The 25,243-nt window shown below is 40.0% G+C and carries 23 protein-coding genes; 7 read left to right on the forward strand and 16 right to left on the reverse strand.

Annotated elements, in window-relative coordinates; all coding sequences use genetic code 11:
* Positions 1–68: 68 nt before the first annotated feature.
* From ACE3G9_RS09060 to ltnD, 6 genes are all read right to left on the reverse strand, one after another.
* On the reverse strand, positions 69–1,556 hold the full coding sequence (locus ACE3G9_RS09060) for a GntP family permease (protein ID WP_417879895.1): 1,488 nt from the start codon (positions 1,554–1,556) through the stop codon (positions 69–71).
* 33 nt (positions 1,557–1,589) lie between these two features.
* Positions 1,590–2,537 (reverse strand): D-erythronate dehydrogenase, encoded by a 948-nt coding sequence (denD, locus tag ACE3G9_RS09065; RefSeq protein WP_449218970.1) that lies wholly within the window; start codon positions 2,535–2,537, stop codon positions 1,590–1,592.
* A 63-nt stretch (positions 2,538–2,600) separates the two neighbouring features.
* Entirely contained in the window at positions 2,601–3,377 is a 777-nt protein-coding gene (gene otnI / locus ACE3G9_RS09070; RefSeq protein WP_417879897.1) for a 2-oxo-tetronate isomerase, read from the reverse strand.
* On the reverse strand, positions 3,377–4,009 hold the full coding sequence (gene otnC / locus ACE3G9_RS09075; RefSeq protein ID WP_417879898.1) for a 3-oxo-tetronate 4-phosphate decarboxylase: 633 nt from the start codon (positions 4,007–4,009) through the stop codon (positions 3,377–3,379). The genes otnI and otnC overlap by 1 nt, the downstream gene beginning before the upstream one ends.
* A complete protein-coding gene (otnK, locus tag ACE3G9_RS09080; RefSeq protein ID WP_417879899.1) occupies positions 4,006–5,262 on the reverse strand; it encodes a 3-oxo-tetronate kinase in 1,257 nt (418 codons plus the stop codon). The genes otnC and otnK overlap by 4 nt, the downstream gene beginning before the upstream one ends.
* A gap of 2 nt (positions 5,263–5,264) precedes the next feature.
* Positions 5,265–6,191, reverse strand: coding sequence for an L-threonate dehydrogenase (ltnD, locus tag ACE3G9_RS09085; RefSeq protein WP_417879900.1), 927 nt, complete (start codon positions 6,189–6,191; stop codon positions 5,265–5,267).
* 250 nt (positions 6,192–6,441) lie between these two features.
* Here ltnD and ACE3G9_RS09090 point away from each other — a divergent pair, with 250 nt between their 5' ends.
* The gene (locus ACE3G9_RS09090) at positions 6,442–7,200 is read left to right on the forward strand and encodes a DeoR family transcriptional regulator (RefSeq protein ID WP_417879901.1); all 759 of its coding nucleotides are present in this window, start codon (positions 6,442–6,444) and stop codon (positions 7,198–7,200) included.
* A 176-nt stretch (positions 7,201–7,376) separates the two neighbouring features.
* On the forward strand, positions 7,377–9,254 hold the full coding sequence (locus tag ACE3G9_RS09095; protein ID WP_449218971.1) for an MFS transporter: 1,878 nt from the start codon (positions 7,377–7,379) through the stop codon (positions 9,252–9,254).
* Positions 9,255–9,295: 41 nt separating this feature from the next.
* Here the strand turns inward: ACE3G9_RS09095 and ACE3G9_RS09100 are convergent, their stop codons facing one another.
* From ACE3G9_RS09100 to ACE3G9_RS09110, 3 genes are read right to left on the reverse strand one after another with little or no spacing between them, the layout of a single operon-like run.
* Positions 9,296–10,348 (reverse strand): succinylglutamate desuccinylase/aspartoacylase family protein, encoded by a 1,053-nt coding sequence (locus ACE3G9_RS09100; protein WP_417879903.1) that lies wholly within the window; start codon positions 10,346–10,348, stop codon positions 9,296–9,298.
* Between the two features lie 52 nt (positions 10,349–10,400).
* The gene (rimK, locus tag ACE3G9_RS09105; protein WP_417879904.1) at positions 10,401–11,306 is read right to left on the reverse strand and encodes a 30S ribosomal protein S6--L-glutamate ligase; all 906 of its coding nucleotides are present in this window, start codon (positions 11,304–11,306) and stop codon (positions 10,401–10,403) included.
* Positions 11,303–11,755 carry an ATP-dependent zinc protease family protein gene (locus tag ACE3G9_RS09110; protein WP_417879905.1) on the reverse strand — a complete coding sequence of 151 codons (453 nt, stop codon included), beginning with the start codon at positions 11,753–11,755 and terminating at the stop codon, positions 11,303–11,305. Before ACE3G9_RS09110 ends, rimK begins: the two co-directional genes overlap by 4 nt.
* Positions 11,756–12,446: 691 nt before the next feature.
* Between ACE3G9_RS09110 and ACE3G9_RS09115 the strand changes: the two genes are divergently transcribed.
* The gene (locus tag ACE3G9_RS09115; protein ID WP_417879906.1) at positions 12,447–14,045 is read left to right on the forward strand and encodes a BCCT family transporter; all 1,599 of its coding nucleotides are present in this window, start codon (positions 12,447–12,449) and stop codon (positions 14,043–14,045) included.
* A 125-nt stretch (positions 14,046–14,170) separates the two neighbouring features.
* On the opposite strand, the gene cysM is transcribed toward ACE3G9_RS09115, so the two are convergent.
* On the reverse strand, positions 14,171–15,061 hold the full coding sequence (gene cysM, locus ACE3G9_RS09120) for a cysteine synthase CysM (protein WP_417879907.1): 891 nt from the start codon (positions 15,059–15,061) through the stop codon (positions 14,171–14,173).
* Between the two features lie 196 nt (positions 15,062–15,257).
* Here cysM and cysP point away from each other — a divergent pair, with 196 nt between their 5' ends.
* The 4 genes from cysP (at position 15,258) to ACE3G9_RS09140 (ending at position 19,204) form a co-directional block, all read left to right on the forward strand.
* Positions 15,258–16,259, forward strand: a complete 1,002-nt coding sequence (cysP, locus tag ACE3G9_RS09125; RefSeq protein WP_449218972.1) for a thiosulfate ABC transporter substrate-binding protein CysP — start codon at positions 15,258–15,260, stop codon at positions 16,257–16,259.
* A gap of 71 nt (positions 16,260–16,330) precedes the next feature.
* Positions 16,331–17,182: a sulfate/thiosulfate ABC transporter permease CysT gene (gene cysT, locus ACE3G9_RS09130; protein ID WP_417879909.1), complete on the forward strand. Its 852-nt coding sequence runs from the start codon at positions 16,331–16,333 to the stop codon at positions 17,180–17,182.
* Positions 17,183–17,192: 10 nt separating this feature from the next.
* Positions 17,193–18,077 carry a sulfate ABC transporter permease subunit CysW gene (gene cysW, locus ACE3G9_RS09135; protein WP_417879910.1) on the forward strand — a complete coding sequence of 295 codons (885 nt, stop codon included), beginning with the start codon at positions 17,193–17,195 and terminating at the stop codon, positions 18,075–18,077.
* Positions 18,074–19,204 (forward strand): sulfate/molybdate ABC transporter ATP-binding protein, encoded by a 1,131-nt coding sequence (locus ACE3G9_RS09140; protein WP_449218973.1) that lies wholly within the window; start codon positions 18,074–18,076, stop codon positions 19,202–19,204. The genes cysW and ACE3G9_RS09140 overlap by 4 nt, the downstream gene beginning before the upstream one ends.
* Positions 19,205–19,275: 71 nt before the next feature.
* Here the strand turns inward: ACE3G9_RS09140 and artM are convergent, their stop codons facing one another.
* The 6 genes from artM to uraH all read right to left on the reverse strand — a co-directional run bounded on the left by artM (position 19,276) and on the right by uraH (position 24,906).
* Positions 19,276–19,950, reverse strand: coding sequence for an arginine ABC transporter permease ArtM (gene artM / locus ACE3G9_RS09145; protein WP_417879912.1), 675 nt, complete (start codon positions 19,948–19,950; stop codon positions 19,276–19,278).
* Positions 19,947–20,663 carry an arginine ABC transporter permease ArtQ gene (gene artQ / locus ACE3G9_RS09150; protein WP_417879913.1) on the reverse strand — a complete coding sequence of 239 codons (717 nt, stop codon included), beginning with the start codon at positions 20,661–20,663 and terminating at the stop codon, positions 19,947–19,949. The genes artM and artQ overlap by 4 nt, the downstream gene beginning before the upstream one ends.
* Before the next feature lie 196 nt (positions 20,664–20,859).
* The gene (locus ACE3G9_RS09155) at positions 20,860–21,594 is read right to left on the reverse strand and encodes an arginine ABC transporter substrate-binding protein (protein WP_417879914.1); all 735 of its coding nucleotides are present in this window, start codon (positions 21,592–21,594) and stop codon (positions 20,860–20,862) included.
* Positions 21,595–21,654: 60 nt separating this feature from the next.
* Positions 21,655–22,383 (reverse strand): arginine ABC transporter ATP-binding protein ArtP, encoded by a 729-nt coding sequence (gene artP, locus ACE3G9_RS09160; RefSeq protein WP_417879915.1) that lies wholly within the window; start codon positions 22,381–22,383, stop codon positions 21,655–21,657.
* Positions 22,384–22,962: 579 nt separating this feature from the next.
* A complete protein-coding gene (locus tag ACE3G9_RS09165) occupies positions 22,963–24,321 on the reverse strand; it encodes an NCS2 family permease (RefSeq protein WP_417879916.1) in 1,359 nt (452 codons plus the stop codon).
* 231 nt (positions 24,322–24,552) lie between these two features.
* The gene (gene uraH, locus ACE3G9_RS09170; RefSeq protein ID WP_417879917.1) at positions 24,553–24,906 is read right to left on the reverse strand and encodes a hydroxyisourate hydrolase; all 354 of its coding nucleotides are present in this window, start codon (positions 24,904–24,906) and stop codon (positions 24,553–24,555) included.
* Positions 24,907–25,243: the final 337 nt, after the last annotated feature.

The raw sequence follows: 25,243 nt of genomic DNA on the forward strand, positions 1-25,243 counted from the left end.
AATTGAAAAAAGACACAAAGGCCAACACTTTATTGTTGGCCTTTGTTTATTAGTGAAGGTTCATTTTATTATGCTGTTTTTATTTGCACAGTACTTTGGCTTTTAACAAAGAATATGCAGCCAGCTAGAATAACCAAAGGAAGCAATGGATCAAACACACTGCCTTGACTACCAAAGATAAGATTTAATGTCATGATAAGTGTTCCGCCAATCGCCCAAGCAATAGTCGTTGGAATAGTCCAGATAACAAGCTGTTTCTTTACTTCTGTAACCCCCATCAAGCGATTAACAATGTGGAATAAGCTATCATTAAAATAACCGGCAAATAAGCTACCCATAGTTGCTGCTGATGCGGCAAATAACATATTCACGTCTTGCATTTCTGCCAATACTGGCGCAGATATTGAAGCTGCAGTAATCATAGACACTGTACCACTACCTTGGATAATACGTACCAACGTAGCAATAATAAATGGAATCATAATAGGTGAAATCGCAAGTTCTACAATCTGGTTAGCAATCTCTGCCCCTGCACCTGATTCACGCAACACACTGCCTAGCGCACCTCCAGCCCCAGTAACAAGAAGAATAATGCCACAAGTCGAAATTCCATCTTCTAGTTTAGAGGTCGTCTCTTCTTTACTTAGGTAAGGAGTGAGAGTATATACGGCCAATAAAGTGCTGATTGAAAGTGCGATAATAGGATGCCCAAGGAAATTAAAAACGGTTCCAAATGTGCTGCTTGATAATCCTTCTATATTAAATTGTTTTTCAGCAAGGCTCATAAGTGATTTGATTAAAATTAACACAATTGGAACTACAATTGGCATAATTGACTTAATCAGCGAGGGGAGTTCTTTAGAGGCTTTTGAAGCCATATAGTCATCATGGACTTTTTTTAGATCAGCATCTGCATGAATTTCTGCTGGAATAACAGTAAATTCAGGAAAATGTTTTTCAAGCCAGCGAGAGTATAAAATAATACCGTAGACACAAGGAATTGCGATAAGAAGACCAAATCCTAACATAGAAGCGAGATCAACCTTGAAGATACTTGCTACACCTAGTGGACCTGGTGTTGGAGGGATGCAATGGTGTGCGACCACTAACCCACCGGCCAGCGCAACCGTTAAGGTTAAGATTGAGCGATTTGATGTTTTTGCTAATGACTTTGCAATTGGGTATAAAATTATAAGAGCGCTATCAACAAAGACAGGAATACTTACTATATAACCTGTAATTGCTAAAGCCATTTCTTCTTTTTTCTTACCTAACCACTTGATAAAATGATATGCAATAGATTCTCCTGCACCAGAAGTTTCTAAGATTGCTCCCATCATGACGCCTAAACCGATGACTATACCGATCCCGCCTAACGTCCCACCAAAACCTTTACTGATAGCAGACATAGTATCATCCACACTTAAACCACCAATTAACCCTGCAATACATGCAGCAATTAACATAGCGATTAGTACATGGACCCTTGTTCTTAATACTAAAAATATTAAAACGAATACGGCTATTATTAAGCCTATGACAGATATAGGTAACATGAGGTAGACTCCCTTCTTTTTATTAGAATATTATTATTTGTTTTTATTTATGTAGCTATTTAAAATTGAATAAAAATTAGAATCCTTTATGAATCCTAATGATAATTCCTTGTCGTTATTTATTGATTTTGGCCAGCTTGAAACTATTTGTTCTATACTTTTATCTTTTTTATAAGTAATAAAATCAAGACAAGATTGACCTACTGAATTAACAAGGCTATCAATCATTTCTTTTGGTGATGTCTGTAAACCTGGAAGGTTGATGGTACGAAAACCTGTCAAAGAATTTGTATCTATTTGGCTAGCATGAATGATATTTTTAATAACACTATCTGGGCTAGATACCCATAAAGGTAAATTAATATCTACAGGACAATTAGAAGTTTCTTGTTTTAATGGTTCACGAATAAGACCACTGACAAAAGATGATGCTGCTTTGTTTGGGACTCCTGGCCGAATGCAAATTGTAGGTAAACGTACTGACACTGCATCGACAAAACCTTTTCGCGCATAATCATTGACTAGCAATTCACAAATGGCTTTTTGTGTACCATATGATGAACTTGGTTGCATCGCAGTCATGTAATTAATTTTTTCTGGTAAGTCACCGCCAAATACTGCTAAAGAACTTGAGAAAACAAATCGAATATTAGGATTTACCTGACGACAACGATCTAGCAACAGTTGTGTCGCTTTCAAGTTAACTTGCATGCCAAGTTCGAAGTCTTCTTCTGCATGACTCGATACAATTGCAGCTAAATGAAAAACGTGTGTAGTATCTTTATCTATTATTTTATTTATTTCACTCTCAACAGTAATATCGGCTACAATAGATTTAATCTTGGAGCTAATGAGCCTGTTTTCTGGTAATTTTACGCGGTCGACAACTTTAATGCTATCTATTGACGGATATTGTTTTAATAAATTAATTAACAATTCTGAACCTAAAAATCCAGAACCTCCAGTTATTATAATATTCATGTTATTACCTTTTATTTTGTTATTTTGTTATTTTGTTATTTTGTTATTTTGTTATTTTTTTTATTATAAGTACGGTGAAATCCAATTTAATCCGTCTTCAGTTTTATTTTTAGGATTGTATTCACAACCAATCCAGCCGATATATCCCGATTTATCTAATATATTAAATAAATAGGGGTAGTTAGTTTCTCCGTCCGCAGGTTCATGTCGGTCTGGTATAGAGGCTATTTGGACATGGCCTGTATATGGTGCGAGATCTTGAATTAAGTGTGTGAGATCACCATCCATAATTTGCGCATGGTATAAATCGAGTTGCAGTTTCACATTTGTTCTATCTACTTGCTTGATCAATTCAACCGCATCTTTTTGATGGGAAACAAAGTAGTTAGGTACATCTCGGTTATTTAAAGGCTCTATCATTAACTCAATATCGTGTTTCGCAAATGCATCGGCTGCGTAACGAATGTTTTGAATAAAAGTGTCGACGTGATCTTGGTAAGAAAATTCACTATCGAGCAGTCCGGACATGGCATGCACTTTTTTACAGTTTAACGTAATGGCATATTTCAGAGCGGTTTCGACACTATCTTTGAATTCTTTCTCACGCCCAGGGATAGCAGCAAAACCACGTTCTCCTGCATCCCAGTCACCAGGAGGCATATTAAAAAGTGCTTGCTCTAAGTTATATTGCTTGAGTTTGTTCGCTAGATCTTGAGCGTCATAGGCATAAGGAAACAGAAATTCGACTGCTTTAAACCCTGAATTATGCGCTTTTTCAAAACGCGCTAAAAAATCTACTTCTGTAAATAACATGGTAAGATTTGCTGCAAACTTGGCCATTATTTACCTCTCCCTTTTAAGTCTTCGACTTCTTCTTCGCTTAAATAACGGGTTGGCTTTCCGCTTAATAAAAATGCCAGTTTTGCTGTTTCTTCAAGTTCTTCTGCATTATCAACCGCGTCAATGAAATCGGTCCCTGTAATAATGGGGCCATGATTTGCAAGTAAAAATGCGCGATATTTACCGGCTAACTTGGATAGCTCTTCTGCGATTTGCGGATCGCCCGGACGAAAATATTTCACTACAGGTAGTTCACCAACACGCATCACGTAATAAGGAGTAAAGGCTTTAATTGCATTGCTATAATCTAAGTTTTCTATGCACGAAAGCGCGGTTAAATATGTAGAATGCAGGTGTACTATGGCATTACAGTTAGGATCTTTTTCATAAATAGCTAAATGAAAAGCCACTTCTTTTGAAGGACGTTTACCTGAAATATGGTTACCGTCTTTATCGACAACAGAAAGTTCTTCAGCGACTAAGCGACCAAATGATGATCCAGTTGGTGTGGCGAGGAAATGTCCATTTGGTAATTTTAGAGATAGGTTTCCAGCCCCTCCAGTCGCATATCCACGTTCAAACATTGAGCGTGCAAGCTCCACCATTTGCTGTCTTAATTCCGTTTCGTTCATTTAAAATACTCCTGAGCCGTCATGAAGAAGGATTCATCGCCAAAGTTGCCTGACTTAAGCGCAAGGGATAATGAATTATTGATGGATTTGACCCAAGGAACACCAGGTGCGATTTGAGGACCAATATAAAATCCGTCAACTTGCAGGCTTTGAGTAACAATGCCTGATGTTTCTCCACCTGCAACGATGAAATTACCAACACCGTATGCTTGAAGTTTGATAGCAAGTTGACTGAATATTCCTTCAACGGCTTCGCTTGAAGCTTGAGCACCATATTGCTGTTGAATGCGTTGCAATTCATTGGCATCCGCTGTGGCATATATCATGGGTGCCCATTCTTGATTTAAGTGACTAACCACCCAATCAAAGACTTCATCGCTATAGTTTTCTTGCGTTAGGCATTGTTCAATATTTAGTGCGTAATGTGAGGCATAAGCTTTGTAAGTCGTAACTTGTTGGTTGGTCATAACAGAACAAGAACCAGAGAAAATCACGGTTGCTGCTTTCTGTGGGTAGCCTGCGAGTTTGGCATTGGTTTGGTCTTGTAAGTGTTCGATCCAGTTTTTTGCAATGCCGGCAGCAAGGCCTGAACCGCCCGTAACCAGCTTAAAGTTGGATATCGATGCCCCAATATTATCGAGATGCTCGGCTTTAAATGAATCGACGACCGCATAACGCTTGCCTTCTGATTTTAATTGATGAAAGCGTTGTTCAATCTGATTGATTCCAGCCTCAATGGTTTGATAATTCACAAGCCCAGTTTCACCTTTCGATTGAGCATCCATTAAATGAAGTAAATTAGAATCCGTCATAGGTGTGACTGGATGGTGACGCATACCAGACTCACTTAATAATTGATCCATAACAAAGAGGTGACCGTTAAAAACAGTACGTCCGTTAACAGGAAGAGCAGGGCAGACAATCGTAAAGTTTTCTCCTAATGCATCCAGTAAAGCGTCTGTTACCGGTCCAATATTACCTTTTGCTGTGCTATCAAAGGTTGAACAATATTTGAAATAAAATTGCTGACAACCTTGTTGCTTTAGCCACTCTAATGCATTGAGAGAATGAAAAATGGCATCTTGAGTTGGGCAAGAGCGTGACTTCAAACTTACAACGACAGCATCTGCATTGAGATCCAAATCTTGAGAAGGCACACCATTGACTTGAATGGTCCTCATGCCATTTTCAACCAGAAACCCCGCAATGTCAGTGGCTCCGGTAAAGTCATCTGCAATAACGCCTAATAACATGATTATTTCTCCCCATCTTGTGGTTGGCCGCTTTCGGTGCCAGGTAGGTTGATACCATCAAAGATTTTGATAACAGCACTATCGTCTTCTTTGCCATAACCTGCATTACTTGCAGAGACGAACATGTTTAAGGCTGTGCTTGATAAAGGAAGTGGAAATTGCAAATCTTTTGCCGTATCAGCGACTAGGTTGAGATCTTTAACAAAAATATCCACCATAGAAGTTGGCGTGTAATCACCATCGACAACATGTTTCATGCGATTTTCAAACATCCATGAATTACCAGCGGCATTGGTGACGACGTCATACATTAAATCGAGAGGGATATTGGCTCGAGCTGCAAGTGCCATCGCTTCTGCACCTACAGCGATATGTACACCTGCAAGCAATTGATGGATGATTTTTACTGTGGCACCTAATCCTATTTGCTCACCAATGTTATAGACCTTAGCGGCAGTTGCATCGAGCACAGGCTTTAGTTTTTCAAAAGCAATATTAGGACCAGAGGCCATGATGGTCATATCGCCTGTTGCGGCTTTGGCTGCACCACCGGAGACAGGTGCATCCAGCATAATAAGTTGGTATTGCTTTAATTTTTCATCTATTTGTTTTGCGTCTTCCGCTGAGATCGTCGCAGAAACCATAACAATAGTATTTGGCTTTAATGCAGTCGCCAGACCTGACTCGAACAAAACAGAGTTAACTTGTTTTGCATTAACGACCAATACTAATACTGAATCTAATTGTTCGGCGAAATCGAGAGCATTACTAGAAACCGCTTTAGCACCTGACTGTCTGAGTTCTTCTAATGCGTTAGGGTTTAGGTCGATACCAAAAACATCAAGGCCTGCATGAATGCAGGATTTGGCTGCCCCCATTCCCATTGATCCTAATCCAATAACGCCAACAGATTTTACTTCATCACTCATATGTCACCTGTTCAATATATGTTAAATAATGTTCATGTTTGTGATTATAGGCACTAACCATCTTAGTTAAAGTGCTCTTTATCACAATTATTAACATAAATTAACACTATGGTTCAGTTTGAACTTTAGCGTTATTTCGTAGCCACTTTGTTTGATGTGATGATACTCATTCTTTAATTCACATTTATTCACATGAATGTGATAGTTTGATATGCTGAGCTTATAAGATATTGAATAAACGGTAATTAAGATGATTCCTGTAGAAAGACAAAAAAAAATTTTAATGTTATTAAAAAGCCAAGAAGTCATTAGTATTTCTGAGTTGGTCGATCTATTGAATGTTTCTCATATGACGATCCGCCGAGATATTGAAAAGTTAGAATCCATGGGGAAAGTCAATTCTGTTTCGGGTGGGGTACAACTGACTCAAAGTATTCATAGTGAATTATCACACGATGTTAAAATTACTCAATTTTCTTCAGAAAAAGATAGTATTGGTCAATTGGCAGCAAACTTTATTACTCCTAATAGCACGGTTTATTTAGATGCGGGTACGACTACGTTAGCTATTGCTAATCAAATCAGTCAACGTGATGATCTATTAATTATCACTAACGATTTTGCCGTTGCCGCTTATCTCATGACGAATAGCTCTCATGAGGTGTATCACACGGGTGGTAAAGTGGACCGAAATAATCAATCAACGGTCGGTTCGAAAGTGGCGGATTTTCTATTTAGTATGAATATAGATATTGCATTTATTTCAACGTCATCATGGAGCTTGAGAGGATTGTCGACACCAAATGAAGATAAAGTAGTAGTAAAAAAAGCTATAGCAAAAGCATCTAAGTCAGTTTATTTAGTCTCAGATGCATCTAAATACGGGAAAGTAGCGACATTTCATGCCCTTGATATTGAAAGCGTTGATACAATAATTACAGACTCAACGCTTCCTGAAAGTGTGTGCTTGGAACTTAAGGATAAAGGAATAGAGATTTTGAGAGCTTGATGAAGATTTGTCTAAGCTTAAGGCTGTTTAATTTATAACGTATTAATAAAACATATCTCTCATAATTTGTAATCACTTTATATCAATGGGATGATTAACTATTCTACCTAAACTCCTAGTGCGGCATGATGCCGCTATATTCAGAGATATGAGCTCAATATGTATAAAGGAATAGCATGAGTGCAATGGCGGCAATTCGCCCTCTGATACTGCTCTGTATCAGTTCTTTCTTTTTAATGATCAGCCACGGTTTAAGTGGTTTATTGCTTCCTGTTCGATTGGCCGATGAGAGTGTCGATGTACAGTCAATTGGTGTGATCTTATCGTTGTATTCTGTGGGCTTTTTGCTGGGTGCAGTTTGGGCAAAGAAGATCTTACGCCGTATTGGTTTAGTCCGAACTTTTGCTATGTGTGGCAGTTTAGCCTCGACTGCGATTTTGATCATGGGGCTCGATTTTAATACTTATGTCTGGTCGGTAATGCGCGCGGTGATGGGATTTTGTATCGCCTGTGCAATGGGGACGCTCGACACTTGGTATAACAGTGTTTCAACTGAATCTAACCGTGGCAAAGTGTTGGCGGTAAACCAAGTTGTCATACTCGCGGCGATAACTTTAGGGCAATTTGGGCTGATTCTTGCACCACCAAGTGAAGCTACTTTATTTATCATATGTGGCTTATTGTTCAGTATTTCGATTAGCCCTGTGGTGTTTATTTCTCACTTTGAACCGAAGATCGAAACCTTTACGCCGATTTCTTATCGTGAACTTTTCTCGCTGTCACCTTTAGGTTTCGTTGCCTGCTTTTTATGTGGTGTATTGTACTCTATCGTAATGAATATTCTGCCGTTATATGCCAATGATGTAGGTATGGATAAGCTGCAGATCTCGATGTTTATGGGGGCAGCAACCGCTGGTGGAATTATACTACAGCTGCCAATTGGCTATTTATCCGACCGTTTTGAACGTCGTAAAGTCATTTTATCGGTTTGCTGTATTTTGCTCCTTTCTACTCTCTTTTTGGCTTTTAGTTTAAGTCAGTCGACGTTTATTTTATCGCTGGTGCTGGTAGCGATAATGATGGGAATTATTGCGTGCTTATACCCATTGAGCATTTCAGAAACCTTTGACCGTGCATTAAAAATTCAGCTGGTTCCTGTGCTGTCTGGATTACTATGTGTGTATGCGGTTGGTTGTATTGTGGGACCGTATTCTGGATCGTTAATGATCAAAACTTGGGGAAATGATGCTTTGTTTTCTTTATTGACTTTGTTGGAATTTGGCTTGGTGATTTTCATTCTATATCGGATGTCTGTGAGGCAAGCTCGCTCTGTGGAAGATCAAGAGCAGTTTGTTATGCATACCCCATCTTCTATTTCTGAAGAGCTGGATCCTCGAGTTGAATATCAGGAATATTCAGTCTTTTTTGATCGTGCTTCTGAGCAGTTCCTTGTCCACTTAGAACGAGGAAGCTGCGATGCAATTCGTTATTTAAAAACCTTGTCACAAGTACAACCTGAGTGGCTAATTCCATTAATTAAAAAGGTGCCAGATCTGAATCAGATCGATGTCATTTCTTTATACCGTTCTTTGTCTTTAAGTGCTCCTGAACGATTAGATGAGTATGTATCAACGGTGAGTGAATTAGACTATCAACAAGCTGAGAAATTGGCAGAATGGTTATTTGATAAAGAACCAGAGGGAGCTTATGCGTCACTGGCAGCAATGACAACCGCAAATGATAATGAATCGATTGGTATGATTGAAACCTTAGTTCAATCTCATCCGGAGAAGCTGCCAGAGTTTACTCAACAGTTGGTAGGTAATGTCGTTGAAAATACAGAGAGTATGCGTGCAGCGGATAGAGAAGCGACAGATATGAACCATGCAGTTTCGGATTTACTTTCAACGGTAGAGCAATCCGCACCACAACATACTCAAGAACTGGTAGCGATTATAGAAGAAGCCATCGCTGAGCATGAATTAGATAGTAGTGTGTTCGATCTTCCGAATGAAGAGAGTGAAAACATAGCAGACAATAATATACCCAAGTAACTTCAAATCTTGACGTTACTTGGGCATAAAATGACTACAAACTATACGTTATCAGACTTGCCCGGTACCGCAATAAAGCCTGTTGTGATGTGCTCATCTTTGGCTTCAACATGCTCGATCACTTGTCCAATATAGGTTTCTACTGTATCGCCTACTGCATCGTTATCTTCGGTAAAGTAGGCTAAATGAAAGACTGCATCGCCTTCATTCACTAACGGTAGTGTTTGTTGACCAATCACAATGCCATCTTTTGGCGCAAGCATAGTGATTTCTTCATGACCAAGAGGCGAGCTAATGTAAGCTAATACCTGGTCTTTATTCACTCGATCACCCAAGGTGACCATGGTGCGTAAAATGCCATCACTATCTGCACGGATCCAGCTGGTGGATTTAGCAGTGACAGACTCTGGCATTTTCTTACGGCTTGGACGATGCATACCAAGCTCTTGCATAACACGTAAAACGCCAAGAACCCCAGCATTAATCGCAATGGGTTCAAAACGTAATGCTTCACCAGCTTCGTAGGTTAGTACTGGAATACCGCGTTTTTCAGCTTCTGAACGAAGTGAACCATCGCGTATTGCAGAGTCGATAATGACAGGCGTACCAAACGCTTTTGCCATACGTAAAGTATCTTCATTATCTAAACAAGCACGAATTTGTGGTAAGTTTGTTCTATGTATCGCACCAGTGTGTAAGTCAATAATGTAGTTGGCTTTTTCAGCAACCTCTGTGAAAAAAGTATGGGCAATACGTGATGCCAAAGAACCTTTTTCTGTTCCCGGAAAGCAACGATTAAGATCGCGGCGATCAGGCAGATAACGAGATTTATGAATAAAACCAAAGACATTAACGATAGGCACCGCAATTAATGTCCCTTTAAGTTTACTCGCATCCACTTTTTCAATGAGTTGGCGAACAATTTCTACACCGTTTAGCTCATCACCATGAATCGCTGCGTTGACCATTAATACTGGGCCAGCTTGCTTACCATGAATGATTTCAACCGGAATGGATAACGGTGAGTGGGTGTAAAGCTTTGCCGCTTCAATTGCTAATACTGCTCTTTCACCGGCCTGCACGGTGTAGTCCATGAATTTAAAAGGGGAACTTTTTCTTACTCTTTTCTTTTTTCCATGTCCTGAATTAACCACGCCCACGAGTTCTTACTCCTTTTGCCGACGCATTTTTTTCAATAAATTCAACGATCATAGAAGCGACGTCTTTACCTGTTGCTGCTTCAATCCCTTCAAGACCAGGTGACGAGTTTACTTCCATCACTAAAGGTCCACGAGAAGAGCGAAGAAGGTCAACACCTGCCACATTTAAGCCCATTATTTTCGCGGCCGCGACCGCTGTTTTACGCTCTTCAGGGGTAATACGGACTAAAGATGCAGTACCACCACGGTGCAAGTTAGAGCGAAATTCACCTTCGCTTGCTTGTCGTTTCATTGCCGCAATAACTTTGTCGCCAATAACAAAACAACGAATATCTGCGCCACCGGCTTCTTTAATGTATTCTTGCACCATGATGTTTGCTTTTAGTCCCATAAAGGCTTCAACGACACTTTCTGCCGCTTTACGAGTTTCCGCTAGAACCACACCAATGCCTTGAGTACCTTCCAACAACTTGATCACAACTGGAGCACCGCCCACCATTTCAAGTAAATCTTTAATATCATCAGGTTTGCTGGCAAAACCTGTGATTGGCATACCAACGCCTTTACGCGATAACAATTGCATAGAGCGCAATTTGTCACGAGAACGAGTAATCGCTACCGATTCGTTAACAGGATAAACACCCATCATTTCAAACTGACGTAATACCGCCGTGCCATAAAATGTTACTGACGCGCCAATACGAGGTACGATAGCGTCGAAATCTTTCAGCTCTTCACCTTTAAAATGGATCTCTGGTTGCTCTGAATTAATGTTCATATAACAGCGTAACGCATCGATCACTTTGACTTCATGACCACGACTCTGACAAGCTTCAATTAAGCGCTTAGTTGAGTACAAAGAGCGGTTGCGAGATAAAATTCCGATTTTCATAAATCGTGATCCTTAGTTAAAGGTGAAGGAATTAAAAATGATGCAGTAGGGTCGACAATAATACGATGGTGCATTGCTGTGCGACCTAGCAACATTCTAAATAACATATTTTTTCTATTGGTAAGCGTGACCTCAATTGGCCATTGCTCACCATTAAAAGATAACATGGTTTCGATAACATAACGTTGTTCTTCATGGCCGCCGGAGTCTTTCACCGTTCGTTGGTCGATCACTTTAGCCACACATTCTTTGACGAGTTCATCGTTTTTCTGTTGAGGGTGAATCCAAAAGTGAACCCAAAGATCACCATCTTGTTTAAATGGTTCAATCTTAAAAGTATGCAAGCAAGAACTGCGCGCACCGGTATCAATTTTTGCTTTGATTTGTTCAATGCCAAGCTCGGGTAAAGCCAACATTTCCCGCCATCCTACAATAATTTTTTTGGTCATTTGTATATCGTTAAGGTTAATGAATAAACGTACTCACGAAAAGAGCACTTGAAAACCAATGTTATTTAATAGTCATATAAAAATTACGTGTATAGACTATAACAAGTGATTAACATGAAAGGTGATGTTGGGCGCGAATTTAACAATAAAATTTTTGTGCGTCTTGTGAAAAGTTTTTATTTTTACGATAAAAAATATTGTTGATAAAGGAAGATAAGATGACAGACAAAAAAAACCTTTCCCACACTAGGGCGGGAAAGGTACCTCAAAGGAAAATAACATGAACCAATCAGGGACTCGATTGGTTTCATGAATACTGCCATGTATTCATTTACTAATAAGCAGAATACGTGCCAGATTTTCAATCTATTGTTTTATTAGTATTTTTTGTTTTTTTCATAAGTTGTATTCAGATAAGTGTCAGATACGTGCAACTTGTTAGATCAGAATTGCTGGGTTTTGGTGCGAGGCTATAAAAATGGCGGCTACAGAAGGTTAAGTAAGATATAGGCTAAGAATTATAAATTTTCATGTTAAAATGCGACCTCAAGGATTAAGCAACACGTCAATTCTTACGATTCTGTATCGTGAGGGATATACATCTGCGATGATAAAAGACGCGCTAATCAAATATTAACGAAATATGGAGTTGGTTTTTATTTCGTTTACACGAGAGTAAAAACATTATTTTATGGTTTTCAAATCAAAAAAATATAGCATAGATTCAACGGATTATGAGATTGGTCAAGATAATGTGGTTCGTTGGGGTATGGATATTCACAATACGGTTTTTATCGTTTCGGTAAGCCTATCTATTCTTTTCATTGTGACTTTATTGGCATTATCGCCTGCTGATGCTAAAGCCGCGATTGATTCTGTTAAAGGTGCAGTCCTTTCCAATTTTGACTTTCTATTTGTGTGGGGAGCTAATTTTTTACTGTTATTTGCAGTCGTACTTACCTTTTCACCTTTAGGTAAAATTCGATTAGGCGGTGATGACGCAAAACCTGATTATTCCACTACTTCTTGGATATCTATGCTGTTTGCAGCTGGAATGGGCATCGGATTGATTTTTTGGGGGGTAGCGGAACCAACCGCTTTCTTTACTGATTGGTTTGGTACCCCTTTAAATGCTGAGGCTTATACCGTAGCTGGTCGAGAAGTTGCATTAGGCGCGACGGTGTTCCACTGGGGGTTCCATGCTTGGGCAATATATGGAATGGCAGCATTATGTTTAGCTTATTTCTTTTATAATAAAGGTCTTCCTCTTTCCATGCGTTCGGTCTTCTATCCTATTTTAGGGGAAAAAGTGTGGGGCAAAACAGGAGATGTGATTGATATCTTAACTGTACTGGTGACTTTATTTGGCCTAGCAACTTCACTTGGCTTAGGGGGTTCACAAGCGGCAAGTGGTATTAGCTATGTCTTTGGTTTTGATAACAGTATCCTCCTACAATTATTAGTTATCTTGTTAATTATGGGATTAGCTATTCTTTCTGTTTTACGTGGAATGGATGGAGGCGTAAAGATGTTAAGTAACCTTAATATGATTATTGCCTTTGTATTCCTTGGTTTTATCACTCTTTTAAACTTTACGACTGTTTTAGATTCTCTTACTACTGCAATTGTGGGTTATGTGAAAAATATTATTCCTTTAAGTCAGGTTTCTGGTCGTGAGGATACTATATGGCTCCATGGCTGGACGGTATTTTATTGGGCTTGGTGGGTTGCTTATGCACCATTTTTCGGCATGTTTGTGGCACGTATATCTAAAGGCAGAACGGTTCGCGAGTTTTTAACCTGCGTATTGCTTATCCCAACGCTTGTGACTACTGCATGGATGTCTGTATTTGGGGGGGTTGCGATTGAACAGGTTATCGATAAAGTCGGTCAGTTGGGCGTAGATCAAGGTATTACTGATGTTTCATTAAGCTTGTTTTATATGATCGATGCCTATCCTATGGGTGAAATTTTATCTTTAATCGCGATTGCACTTATCATTGTTTTCTTTGTAACAACCTTAGACTCGGGCTCAATCGTTATTGATAGCATGACCGCTGGTGGTAAGTTGGACGTTCCAATGAAACAAAAGGTAGTATGGGCATTAATTTCCGGCGCTATTGCTATGGTTATGCTATGGGTTGGGGGAACGCAATCTGTGCAAGCATTACAATCCATCACAATTATTGCAGCTTTACCATTTACCTTTATTTTAGTATTGGGTTGTGTGAGTTTGCTAAAAGGTCTATTAACGGAAGTGGGCGAAGCTAAACGTAGTAAAGTGTATTAATCAATTAGACTCATCTACATTTAAAATATGCTGAGTTAATCAAGCTCCTCTGCCAATTTGGTAGGGGAGCTTTTTATTTGTATGAGCTTGATTGTTAGAAATGATTAACCCGGAAATAACCGTGATTAAGAAAATAATCCTGAAGACAGGTAACGATCCCCTCTATCACAGACAATAGCAACTACTACGGAGCCCGGGTTATTTTTAGCTATGTCGATTGCCGCATACACGGCACCACCAGAGCTTACACCAGCACTAATCCCTTCTTTTTGAGCTAAGGCTCGCGCCGTTGATTCTGCGGATTCTTGGTCAATGTCGATAACCATATCGATCGTTGAATCGTCATAAATACCCGGTAAATATTCTGTAGGCCAGCGGCGAATCCCCGGAATGGCACTGCCTTCTGAAGGTTGTAGTCCAACAATACAAACGTCAGGTTTTTTTGATTTAAGATAGCGAGAAACCCCAACAATGGTCCCTGTTGTACCCATGCTCGAAACAAAGTGGGTGATTTTTCCATGAGTTTGTTGCCAGATTTCAGGCCCTGTTGAATCAAAGTGTGCATCGGGGTTATCTGTATTATTGAACTGATCGAGTACAATGCCTTTGCCTTCGTTTTGCATTTGAAGTGCTAAATCTCTAGCACCTTCCATTCCTTGCTCTTTAGTCACCAAGATAAGTTCCGCACCATAAGCTTTCATTGAGTCTTTGCGTTCTTGGGTTGAGTTATTAGGCATGATTAAGATCATCTTGTAGCCTTTGATCGCTGCCGCCATGGCCAATGCGATACCAGTGTTACCACTGGTCGCTTCGATAATGGTATCACCTGGTTTAATTGTTCCACGAACCTCAGCCTGATTAATCATATTCAGAGCGGGGCGATCTTTTACTGAACCAGCAGGATTATTGCCTTCAAGTTTTACCAGTACGGTACTTTGATTGCCTTCGGCAAGTCGTTGTAGTCTCACTAAAGGTGTTTGACCTACATAAGATTCGATGGTTGGAAATTCAGACACTTGCTTCCCCTATGCTGATTGGTATTAACGCTATTTTGTTACTATTCACCTTATTAATACAATAACACGGCAAACAATTTATGGTTTGATAATATTCCAAAAAGTTCTATTTATAACCTTTGTTATTCAAGCTTGATAAACATACTCTAGGTTCAAAGGATGTCACCTTGTAAAGTGAATTAGGAGTATAAATATAATGAAAAAAATAAAGTCAGTGTTTGCTGCCTTGTTAATTGCAAGTTCGTTTAACGCGTCAGCAGAAGACCAAACTATTTTGAACTCTTCTTACGATATTGCTCGTGAATTGTTTGCAACCTATAACCCGATTTTTGCTAAACATTGGCAAGAAAAAACAGGAAAGACCATTGAAATCAAACAATCTCATGGTGGTTCTTCTGCTCAAGCTCGTTCTATTTTGCAAGGCTTATCGGCCGATGTGGTGACCTTTAACCAGGTTACTGATGTTCAGGTATTACACGATAAAGGTAAATTGATCCCTGCAGATTGGCAAAGTAAATTGCCTAACGCGAGCTCTCCATATTATTCAACCACAGCATTTTTAGTTCGAAAAGGTAACCCTAAAAATATTCAAGGTTGGGGCGACTTAGCGCGTGAAGGTGTGTCTTCAGTATTTCCGAACCCTAAGACTTCAGGTAATGCTCGTTATACTTATCTAGCAGCACTGGGTTATGCACAGAAATCATTTGGTAAAGACAATGAAGCTAAACAAGATGAATTCTTAAAGCAAATGCTAGCTAACGTTGCGGTATTTGATACTGGCGGCCGCGGGGCAACCACATCATTTGTTGAACGTCAAATTGGCGATGTACTTATCACGTTTGAATCAGAAGTGAACAATATTCGTAAACAATATGGTGAAGATAATTATGAAGTCGTGGTACCAAAAACGTCAATTCTAGCGGAATTCCCCGTTGCTGTTGTTGAGCGAAATGCAAAACGCAATGGTACGACAGAAGTGGCGACAGAGTACCTTTCTTACTTATACAGTGAAGAAGCACAGCGTATGCTTGCTGGCTTTAACTATCGTGTTCATGATGAAAAAGTCAAAGCTGAATTTGCTGATCGATTCCCTGACGTTGAACTACTTACAGTAGAAGAAATTGCAGGTGGTTGGGAAAATGCAATGAAAACACAGTTTGGTAATGGTGCGAAACTCGATCAATTGCAACGTCGTTAATCTGTATTTCTTAGAATATGGTTGCCTCTCATTGGGGTAACCATTCATTTTGATAGATTTTTTGAGGGTTTATGAGCGGATCTCACGCACTTTCTCGTCCAACACAGCAACGAGTACTACCCGGCTTTGCCATTAGTTTGGGCATATCACTTCTTTTTGTAAGTTTAATTCTTCTACTCCCAGCAACGGGATTAGTGATGCAAACAAAAGGGATGTCTCTTAGTGAATATTGGTATGTTATTGCTGATCCTCGCGTGGTAGCCAGTTATAAAGTCACGGTTGGATCCGCATTTATTGCTTCGCTGTTTAATGGTGTCTTAGGTTTATTACTCGCTTGGGTTTTAGTTCGCTATCAGTTTCCTGGTAAGCGTATTTTAGATGCTTTAGTCGATTTACCCTTTGCACTACCCACCGCAGTGGCGGGGATAACTTTAGCAACCTTATACTCAAGTAATGGATGGATCGGAAGCCTTTTAGAAAATGTCGGTATTAAAGTCGCGTATACCCCTTTAGGTATTATCATCGCCATGGCTTTTACGAGTATTCCGTTTGTAGTCCGTACTGTTCAGCCCGTCTTAGAAGAAATATCTCAAGAGGAAGAAGAAGCAGGGGTGACACTTGGGGCATCTGACTGGGCCGTATTCTGGAAAGTCATTATGCCTTCTATTCGTCCAGCCTTGATAGTTGGCATTGCTTTGTCATTTACACGTAGTTTAGGTGAATTCGGAGCGGTAATTTTTATCGCCGGCAATATGCCATATGTGAGTGAAATCACATCATTAATGATATTTGTTCGCTTACAGGAATTTGACTTCCCAGCGGCTAGTGCTATTGCTTCAGTTGTTCTTCTCACTTCATTGTCATTGTTATTGCTGATAAATCTATGGCAAGGCGCTTATTTACGCCGTATTCACGGTAAGTAAGGGGGATACGATGTCCAAATCTTTACATATTAGGTCTTCACGCATTGGTGAAAACCCTTTAGTCAAATGGAGTTTAATTTCTCTTGCGCTTTTTTTCGTCGCCATTCTTTTGGTTATTCCACTGATCAGTATTTTTCAACAAGCTTTTGCAAGTGGAATTTCCACCTATTTTAATAACTTGAATGAGCCTGATACGCTTCACGCTATTGGCTTAACTTTGATTGTGGCATTACTGACCGTGCCAATTAATTTGGTATTTGGCGTAATGCTGGCTTGGTCGGTGACTCGATTTGATTTTATTGGTCGTAAGTTTTTAATCACTTTAATTGATATACCGTTTGCGGTATCGCCAGTTGTAGCAGGCCTTTTATATTTGTTGCTATATGGAAGCAGTGGTTGGCTGGGTGAGTGGTTATATGAACATGATTTACAAATTATGTTTGCTTGGCCGGGAATCTTATTGGTGACGGTATTTGTGACTTGCCCATTTGTGGCACGAGAGTTGATTCCATTGATGCAGCAACAAGGGCAATCAGATGAAGAAGCAGCTGTGATTTTAGGGGCTTCTTGGTGGCAATTATTCCGTCGCGTAACACTACCGAATATCAAATGGGCTTTGATTTACGGTGTTATTTTGACCAATGCACGTGCGGTTGGTGAATTTGGCGCAGTAGCGGTGGTATCAGGCAATATCCGTGGAGAAACCAACACCTTACCACTACATGTTCAATTGCTATATGAAGATTACCAATCAGAAGCGGCTTTTGCCAGTGCATCGTTATTGGCGTTTATCGCATTATTAACTCTGATTTTTAAAGCCATCGTTGAGTGGCGACAAGAACGAAATCATATTAATAGTCAGCAGTCTCAACAGCAGCAACAAGGTGAATTATGAGTATTCGTTTAAATAATATTTCCAAGAAATTTGGTAAATTTGAGGCACTTTCACCGCTCTCGCTAGATATTGAAAATGGTGAAATGATAGGGTTGTTGGGGCCTTCAGGTTCGGGTAAAACCACGTTACTTCGTATTATTGCTGGATTAGAAAATGCCAACACAGGCTCGATTCACTTTGGTGATAAAGATGTGACCAACATTCATGTGCGTGATCGCCGTGTAGGATTCGTGTTCCAAAATTATGCGTTATTTCGTCATATGACTGTTGCAGATAATGTGGCTTTTGGTTTGCAAGTCATGGACCGTTCTGTTCGACCTAACGCTGCTGAAATTAATAAACGAGTGAAGCAATTATTAGACATTGTGCAACTTGGGCATTTAGCTGGTCGCTATCCTGAGCAACTTTCGGGTGGGCAGAAGCAACGTATCGCTTTGGCGCGAGCATTAGCCACCAAACCTGAAGTGTTATTACTGGATGAGCCTTTTGGGGCATTGGATGCACAAGTGCGTAAAGGTTTACGCCGCTGGTTACGCAATTTACATGATGAGCTGGGTTTTACTAGTGTATTTGTGACGCACGATCAAGATGAAGCTTTAGAGCTTTCCGACCGAGTAGTGGTAATGAGTAATGGTAAAATAGAGCAGGTGGATTCGCCAGTAGAGCTTTATGCTCACCCCAATAGCCGTTTTGTCTTTGATTTTTTTGGTAATGTTAACCAATTTAAAGCCAATTGGAATAACAAATATTGGCAAGATGGAGATGCTTTTATCCTTCCCGCTATGGAGGAAAAAACGCAAAAAGACGGTGCACTGTATATTCGAAGTCATGAAGTCAGTGTCTCGGATAAACCTAATAGCCAGGCATCATTACCATGTAAAGTCGTCGCGATTAACCCAGTAGGGGCAGAGGTTCGTGTAGAGTTATCGCCAATAGGTTGGGGTTCAAATGAGTTATGGGAGGCGAAATTGACACATCAAGCATTGAATGAGCACTCATTTAGTCGTGGAGATGAAGTTTATGCGACCCCACAAGTCGGCTACTTTTTTGCTAATGATACAAAAGGTGAGCCTACGATATTGCGTTGGCCATTCCTAGCCCCGGGTAACCTGATGTTTGATATCTAAATACTTTTGACCAAATAACAAAAAGCGAGCTTATTTTTAGCTCGCTTTTTTATTCTTTCTATTGAAACCTTTTAATGACTCTGTGACTCAAACGCCAATACTTTCTGTTCTACTTTACGGAATATTAGTGACAAGATGCCATTGATGATTAAATAGAATGCACCAGCAATACCAAATACTGTCAAGGTATCGTAGGTTTGAGCGTTAATGCGTTGTGCGTAGCCCATTAAATCCATAATGGTGATGGTGCTGGCTAGGGATGTGCCTTTAAATACAAGAATCACTTCATTTGAATAAGCCGGAATAGCACGACGAATTGCATAGGGTACTAATACACCTAGTGTGGTTTTTGTATTCATACCTAGTGCGCGGCAGGCTTGCCATTGCCCTGATGGAATTGCATCAAATGCGCCTTTAAATAGTTGGGTGCTGTAAGCTGCAGTGTTCAACGCTAACGCTAACATCGCGCAAAACCAAGGTTGACTTAACCAGTTCCACATAAAGCTATCACGAATCCACTGAAACTGGCCCGGGCCATAATAGATTAAGAATATTTGTACTAGTAGTGGTGTGCCAGTAAATAGGGTAATCAAAGCTCGGCTGAACAAATGAATGACAGGTAAGCGTACGATTAAAGTCATAGTCATCAGTAGTGACAAAGTACAGCCGACCAATAGCGCAACGGCCGTTAATTCGATACTGGTTTGCAGGCCATCAAGTAGCTGCCAAACATGTTGTTCGTTCATGATTGTGCTCCTAGTGGCTGTTTTTTCTTAGGTTTACTGGAAACCATATTGGCATCTTGTAATTGATATTTTTTATTGAGAATAGCAATAACACGTTGAGTGATTAGAGTAATGACAAGATAAACTGCGGCCGCTGTTGCATACCAAGTAAAGCTTTGGTGGGTAGCGGCTGAAGTGAGTTGGGCTTGTTTTAATAGATCCGTCACGCCAATCAGAGAAACCAAGGCGGTATCTTTTAATAGCACTAGCCATTGGTTAGTTAAACCGGGCAGGGCATGACGTACTGCTTGTGGTAGAACAATGCGAATAAAAACACGAGGTTTAGATAAACCTAAAGCAGTCGCCGCTTCGGCTTGACCTTTCGGTACCGCTTTAAGCGCACCACGTAAGGTTTGGGCTGCATAAGAAGCAAAGATAAGTGATAAGGCGATCACCCCAGAAAGAAAGGGGCTGATCTCGATATATTCGCCAGTAATGTAGAATAAGATTTGTCCTGAACCAAAGAAAATGAACAAGACAACAAGAAGCTCAGGTAACCCTCGAATTACCGTCACCAAAGCCGTGGTTGGCCAAGAGATCAATTTCAAGCGCGACATTTCGCCACCTGCAAAGATCATAGAAAGCACCAAGCCCACAGCAAGGCTGGTAAAGGCTAACTGAATTGTCAGCCAGCTCGCGTCAATTAATGCTAGAGAGTAACCTGAGAACATCACTTATTCACTATTCTTTAGACTTCAAGATTGCCTATACCAATTCCAATAAATAAGTGGTCTAAATTAGCGCAGAGAAAAAGCTTGATAACAAGGCATAAAATTTCTGTTCGTAGTGGTCCTACATACAAATTTTATAACGTAGTTAGCAAGTTTTTTAACTAGCTAGGATGATCAGTTATTTGTTGGCGTTGGTATTTTATTTGCTAGCAAAGTATTTATCAAAAATCGCTTTGTATTCACCATTTTGTTTCACTTTTTCTAGTGCTGCATTTAGTTGATCTACCAATTCTTGATTGTCTTTGTTTACCGCAATACCAAAGCCATTACCGAAGTATTGTTTGTTGGTAACTGGTTCGCCTACGTAGGCTAGGTCATCTTCTTTTTTGAACCATTCTGCGACTACTGCGGTATCTCCAAATACACTATCGATACGGCCATTTTGCATATCAATAAATGCATCTTGATAGCTTGCGTAAGGAACGGCCGTTACGCCTGGCATTTGATCGACTAGGTAGCTTTGGTGAGTTGAACCATTTTGAACGCCAATACGTTTACCTTTTAATCCCGCTTGGTCTACGATTTTACCTTTAACTGAAACAAAAGCGGCGGCGTTATCATAGTAAGCATTGGTGAAGCTGACTTGTTTTAGACGTGCTTCAGTAATATCCATCGCTGAAATGGCTGCATCATAGCGCTTGAATTTAAGTGCTGGGATCAAGCTATCAAACGCTTGATTTTGGAAAGTACACTTAGCTTCAATTTCTGCACATAATGCTTTGGCAAGGTCGATATCAAAGCCTTGAATTTGGTTGTTGTCATCTATGTATTCAAACGGGGCATAAGTGGCTTCAGTGGCAAATTTGATTTCGTCTTGCGCCATCGCGTGAGTAGAAGTAAGGCCAATTAAGCTAGCAAGTAGAATTTTTTTCATTGTATAACTCCATTTATATCTGTGATTTTTTTACTAATAGAATGTTTTTATTGTTAGGTTTTAGTGTCTTAAGTAATCGGCAAACGCTTGGGATTGTGGGTTGGTAAAGTGACTCTTATCACCATGCTCAACCACATAGCCTTTTTCTAAATACAACAAATGACTGGCGACTTTTTTAGCAAAATCAACTTCGTGAGTCACGATAATTTGCGTGATGCCAGTTTTGCTTAATTCTTTAATAATATCGACAACTTGTGAGGTGATTTCAGGGTCAAGCGCTGCAGTTGGTTCATCAAAAAGTAGTACGTCAGGTTTCATCATTAATGCACGAGCAATTGCCACACGCTGCTGCTGACCACCTGATAACTGTAAGGGCCAAGCATCTGCTTTATCGGCGAGTTGAAGCTTGGTTAAGATCTCCATCGCTTCTTTTTTTGCTTCAGCCTTATTTATGCCGGCAACTTTTATAGGTGCTTCAATCAAATTATCTAGAACACTCATGTGAGGCCATAAGTTGTATTGTTGAAAAACCATGCCGACCTTTTTGCGCAGTGCCATGCCTTGTTTTTCTGAAATTTTAGTAGAAAAATCAAACGACTCATTGGCAATAGAAAGCGTACCATTGTCAGGCATCTCTAATAGGTTTAAAACACGTAGTAATGAGCTTTTTCCTGCGCCGCTTGGGCCAAGTAAAACTAAGGTGTCACCGGCTTCACACTCAAAGCTTACATTGTGTAAAACTTGGTTTGAACCGTAAAACTTATTAATAGCGTTAATTTGAATAGTCATGCTTCCATTCTGCATTTATTGTCACTAGGTAAATATACTAATGATTGTATGGTTTTATGCAAGAAAAATGTATATTAAATCATTCTATGAGAATAATTGTCTGAACAATATCTAACCAGTAGCACACGACTGATTTCTTGCCTGAATATGTTAATGGGAAGTTAATGTATATTATTATGAATGAGGAGTCTTTCACAGCACTTCAAATTGGTGAGTGAGTTATCAATAATGTAGAAAAACAAACCCAAAAAGCGGAGTAGAGATCTCATATTCAGGTTTGAGTATTTGGGATAAGATTAATTGAATCGCAAACATTATTAAAGTTAAGGCTCAATCATTCGCATTATGCGAGTTCTACATCAAAGACAAAAATCGCCTATAGATTTACCGTGTTTGAAAAACAAGTTTTTCTCCTTGAATGCAGCTTCTGTCTAATTGGTCTGTGACGTTTATAGAAGGGAAGTTGGTTTTGGGGTTTCGGTGCACAAAAATATCGCACAAAGACACTAAGAATAAAAAAACCAGCAGTATGTTTCCACACTACTGGTTTTGAATTTACTTTAAATGGAGTACAGTCTTTCACATAAAGACTAATTTAGCGACAAAGACTGCCGTTAATACGTACATGCAAATTGAGACGTCTTTTTGTTTACCCGTTGCGACCTTTAAAACTGTGTAGGTAATAAAGCCTAGTGCAATACCGTTGGCAATTGAGAACGTCAGCGGCATCATTAATGCGGTGATGGCTGCAGGAGCGGCATCAGTGAAGTCGTTCCATTTAATGTGTTGCATACTGCTCATCATGACAAACGCTACATAAATCAGTGCGCCTGCTGTCGCGTATCCTGGGATCATACCAGCCAGCGGTGATACAAAGATAGCGGCAATAAATAGCAAACCAACGACGACAGAAGATAGGCCTGTTCGAGCGCCTGCTTCAACGCCAGCAGCACTTTCTACATAGCTAGTCACAGGTGGACAACCGACACAAGACCCCGCAACGCTCGCTATACTGTCGGCTTTTAATGCCTTACGAAGATCTTTAATTTTCCCGGTATCTTCATCAATCAGGTTAGCACGTTGAGCCACGCCCATTAAGGTGCCTGCGGTATCAAACATATTGACGAACAAGAAAGCTAAGATCACGCTGATCATCGAAATCTCTAATGCCCCTGAAATATCCATTGCCATGAAGGTAGGTGCTAGGCTAGGTGGAGTATCAAAAATACCGTTATATTCAACGATACCCATGAAAAAACCGATCATGGTGACACTGAAAATACCAATTAATACCGCGCCGAATATTTTGCGTTCGCTCAGTACGCTAATGATCAAAAAGCATAATGCGGCTAATACCGCGCTTGGTTGTGTGAAGTCACCGAGTGAGACTAAGGTCGCTGGACTTTCGACTACTATGCCGGCCGTTTTCAATCCTATCAAACCAAGGAATAATCCAACACCTGCTGTCATGGCATAACGTAGGCTGTGCGGAATGCTGTCTAAAATCCACTCACGTAAGCTGCTGTAACTCATTGCGACAAATAGTACGCTTGAGATAAAGACAGCGCCTAATGCGACTTGCCAGCTATAACCCATTTCGCCAACAACAGTAAAGGCGAAAAATGCATTCAATCCCATACCCGGTGCCAGCCCAACAGGCCAGTTAGCATAAAATGCCATTAGCAGGGTACCTATTGCCGCTCCGACACAAGTGGCCACAAATAGTGCGCCAGCATCCATACCGGACGTCGCCATAATCGATGGGTTGACGAAGATGATATAAGCCATAGTAGCAAAAGTGGTTAAGCCACCAATGATTTCAGATTTGACGGTAGTGCCATGTTGTTTGAGTTTAAACCAACGTTCGAGTAGCCCTGAGTTTTGGTTGGATTGCTCGGTTTGGTTTTCGGTTAAGGTTTCACTGTTTGAATTTTCCACGGTACTTTTCCTTGTAGGGTGGTCCTTGTGGTTTTGCATCTACTTGTCACAACGACTTATTCATTTGCGACTTAGATAGAAAGCTCAATACGTTTTTTAGGCGTGACAAAGGTCAATAGACCGTAGGCCCGGAGGACATCCTGATCTCCATGCATTGATAGTTAAGTTTAGGGTTATGCGAAGTGCCGACAGCAGGCTGGCACAACGCTGAATTTATGTTGGCGATGAAAACTAGCTGCCACGATAGGTTGAGAAACTGTAAGGCGAGCAAAGTAGTGGCACATGGTAGTGACTGTCTTGATCGTTAATACCAAAGCGGATCGAAATATCATCTAGAAACGGCACTTCATCCAGCGTCACGCCTTTTTGTTTAAAGTAGCTTGCGGTGTGGAAAATAAGTTCGTACTTACCTACTTCAAAATCGACACCTTCTAATAGTGGCGAATCGGTTCGTCCATCAAAGTTAGTGGTGACGGTTTTGATTTTTTGTGCGCCTTGTTCAGTGATACGAAAGAGTTCAACCTGAATATCGCAGCCCGGTAATCCATTCGCCGTATCTAAAACATGTGTTGTCAATTTTCCCATAATTAGCTCTGCTTATTGATTGTTAAAATAAATGGTTTAGTAATGTTGAGTGAATCAAAAAAGGTTTGTTATAAAAATGTGATCACTTTAGATTGATTATGTACACAACATTGTGTTCCGTAAAGGTGATAGCTCAAAAAATTGGCACTGGATCATGTGTTGAAGGGGATGAGAATTTGGTGGTTTATTTATAATTTTATGATTTTAAATGTAAAAGTTTTAATTTAATAGTTTTCATCATTCAATAAAAAAAATTAATATTCCTGACTTTTAAGTCAATTTAATTTGGTTTTTCACTTCAAATAGTGCGTAGGTTAACAAGTTGTGAATAAAAATA

It is taken from the genome of Vibrio sp. E150_018, from assembly GCF_053544035.1.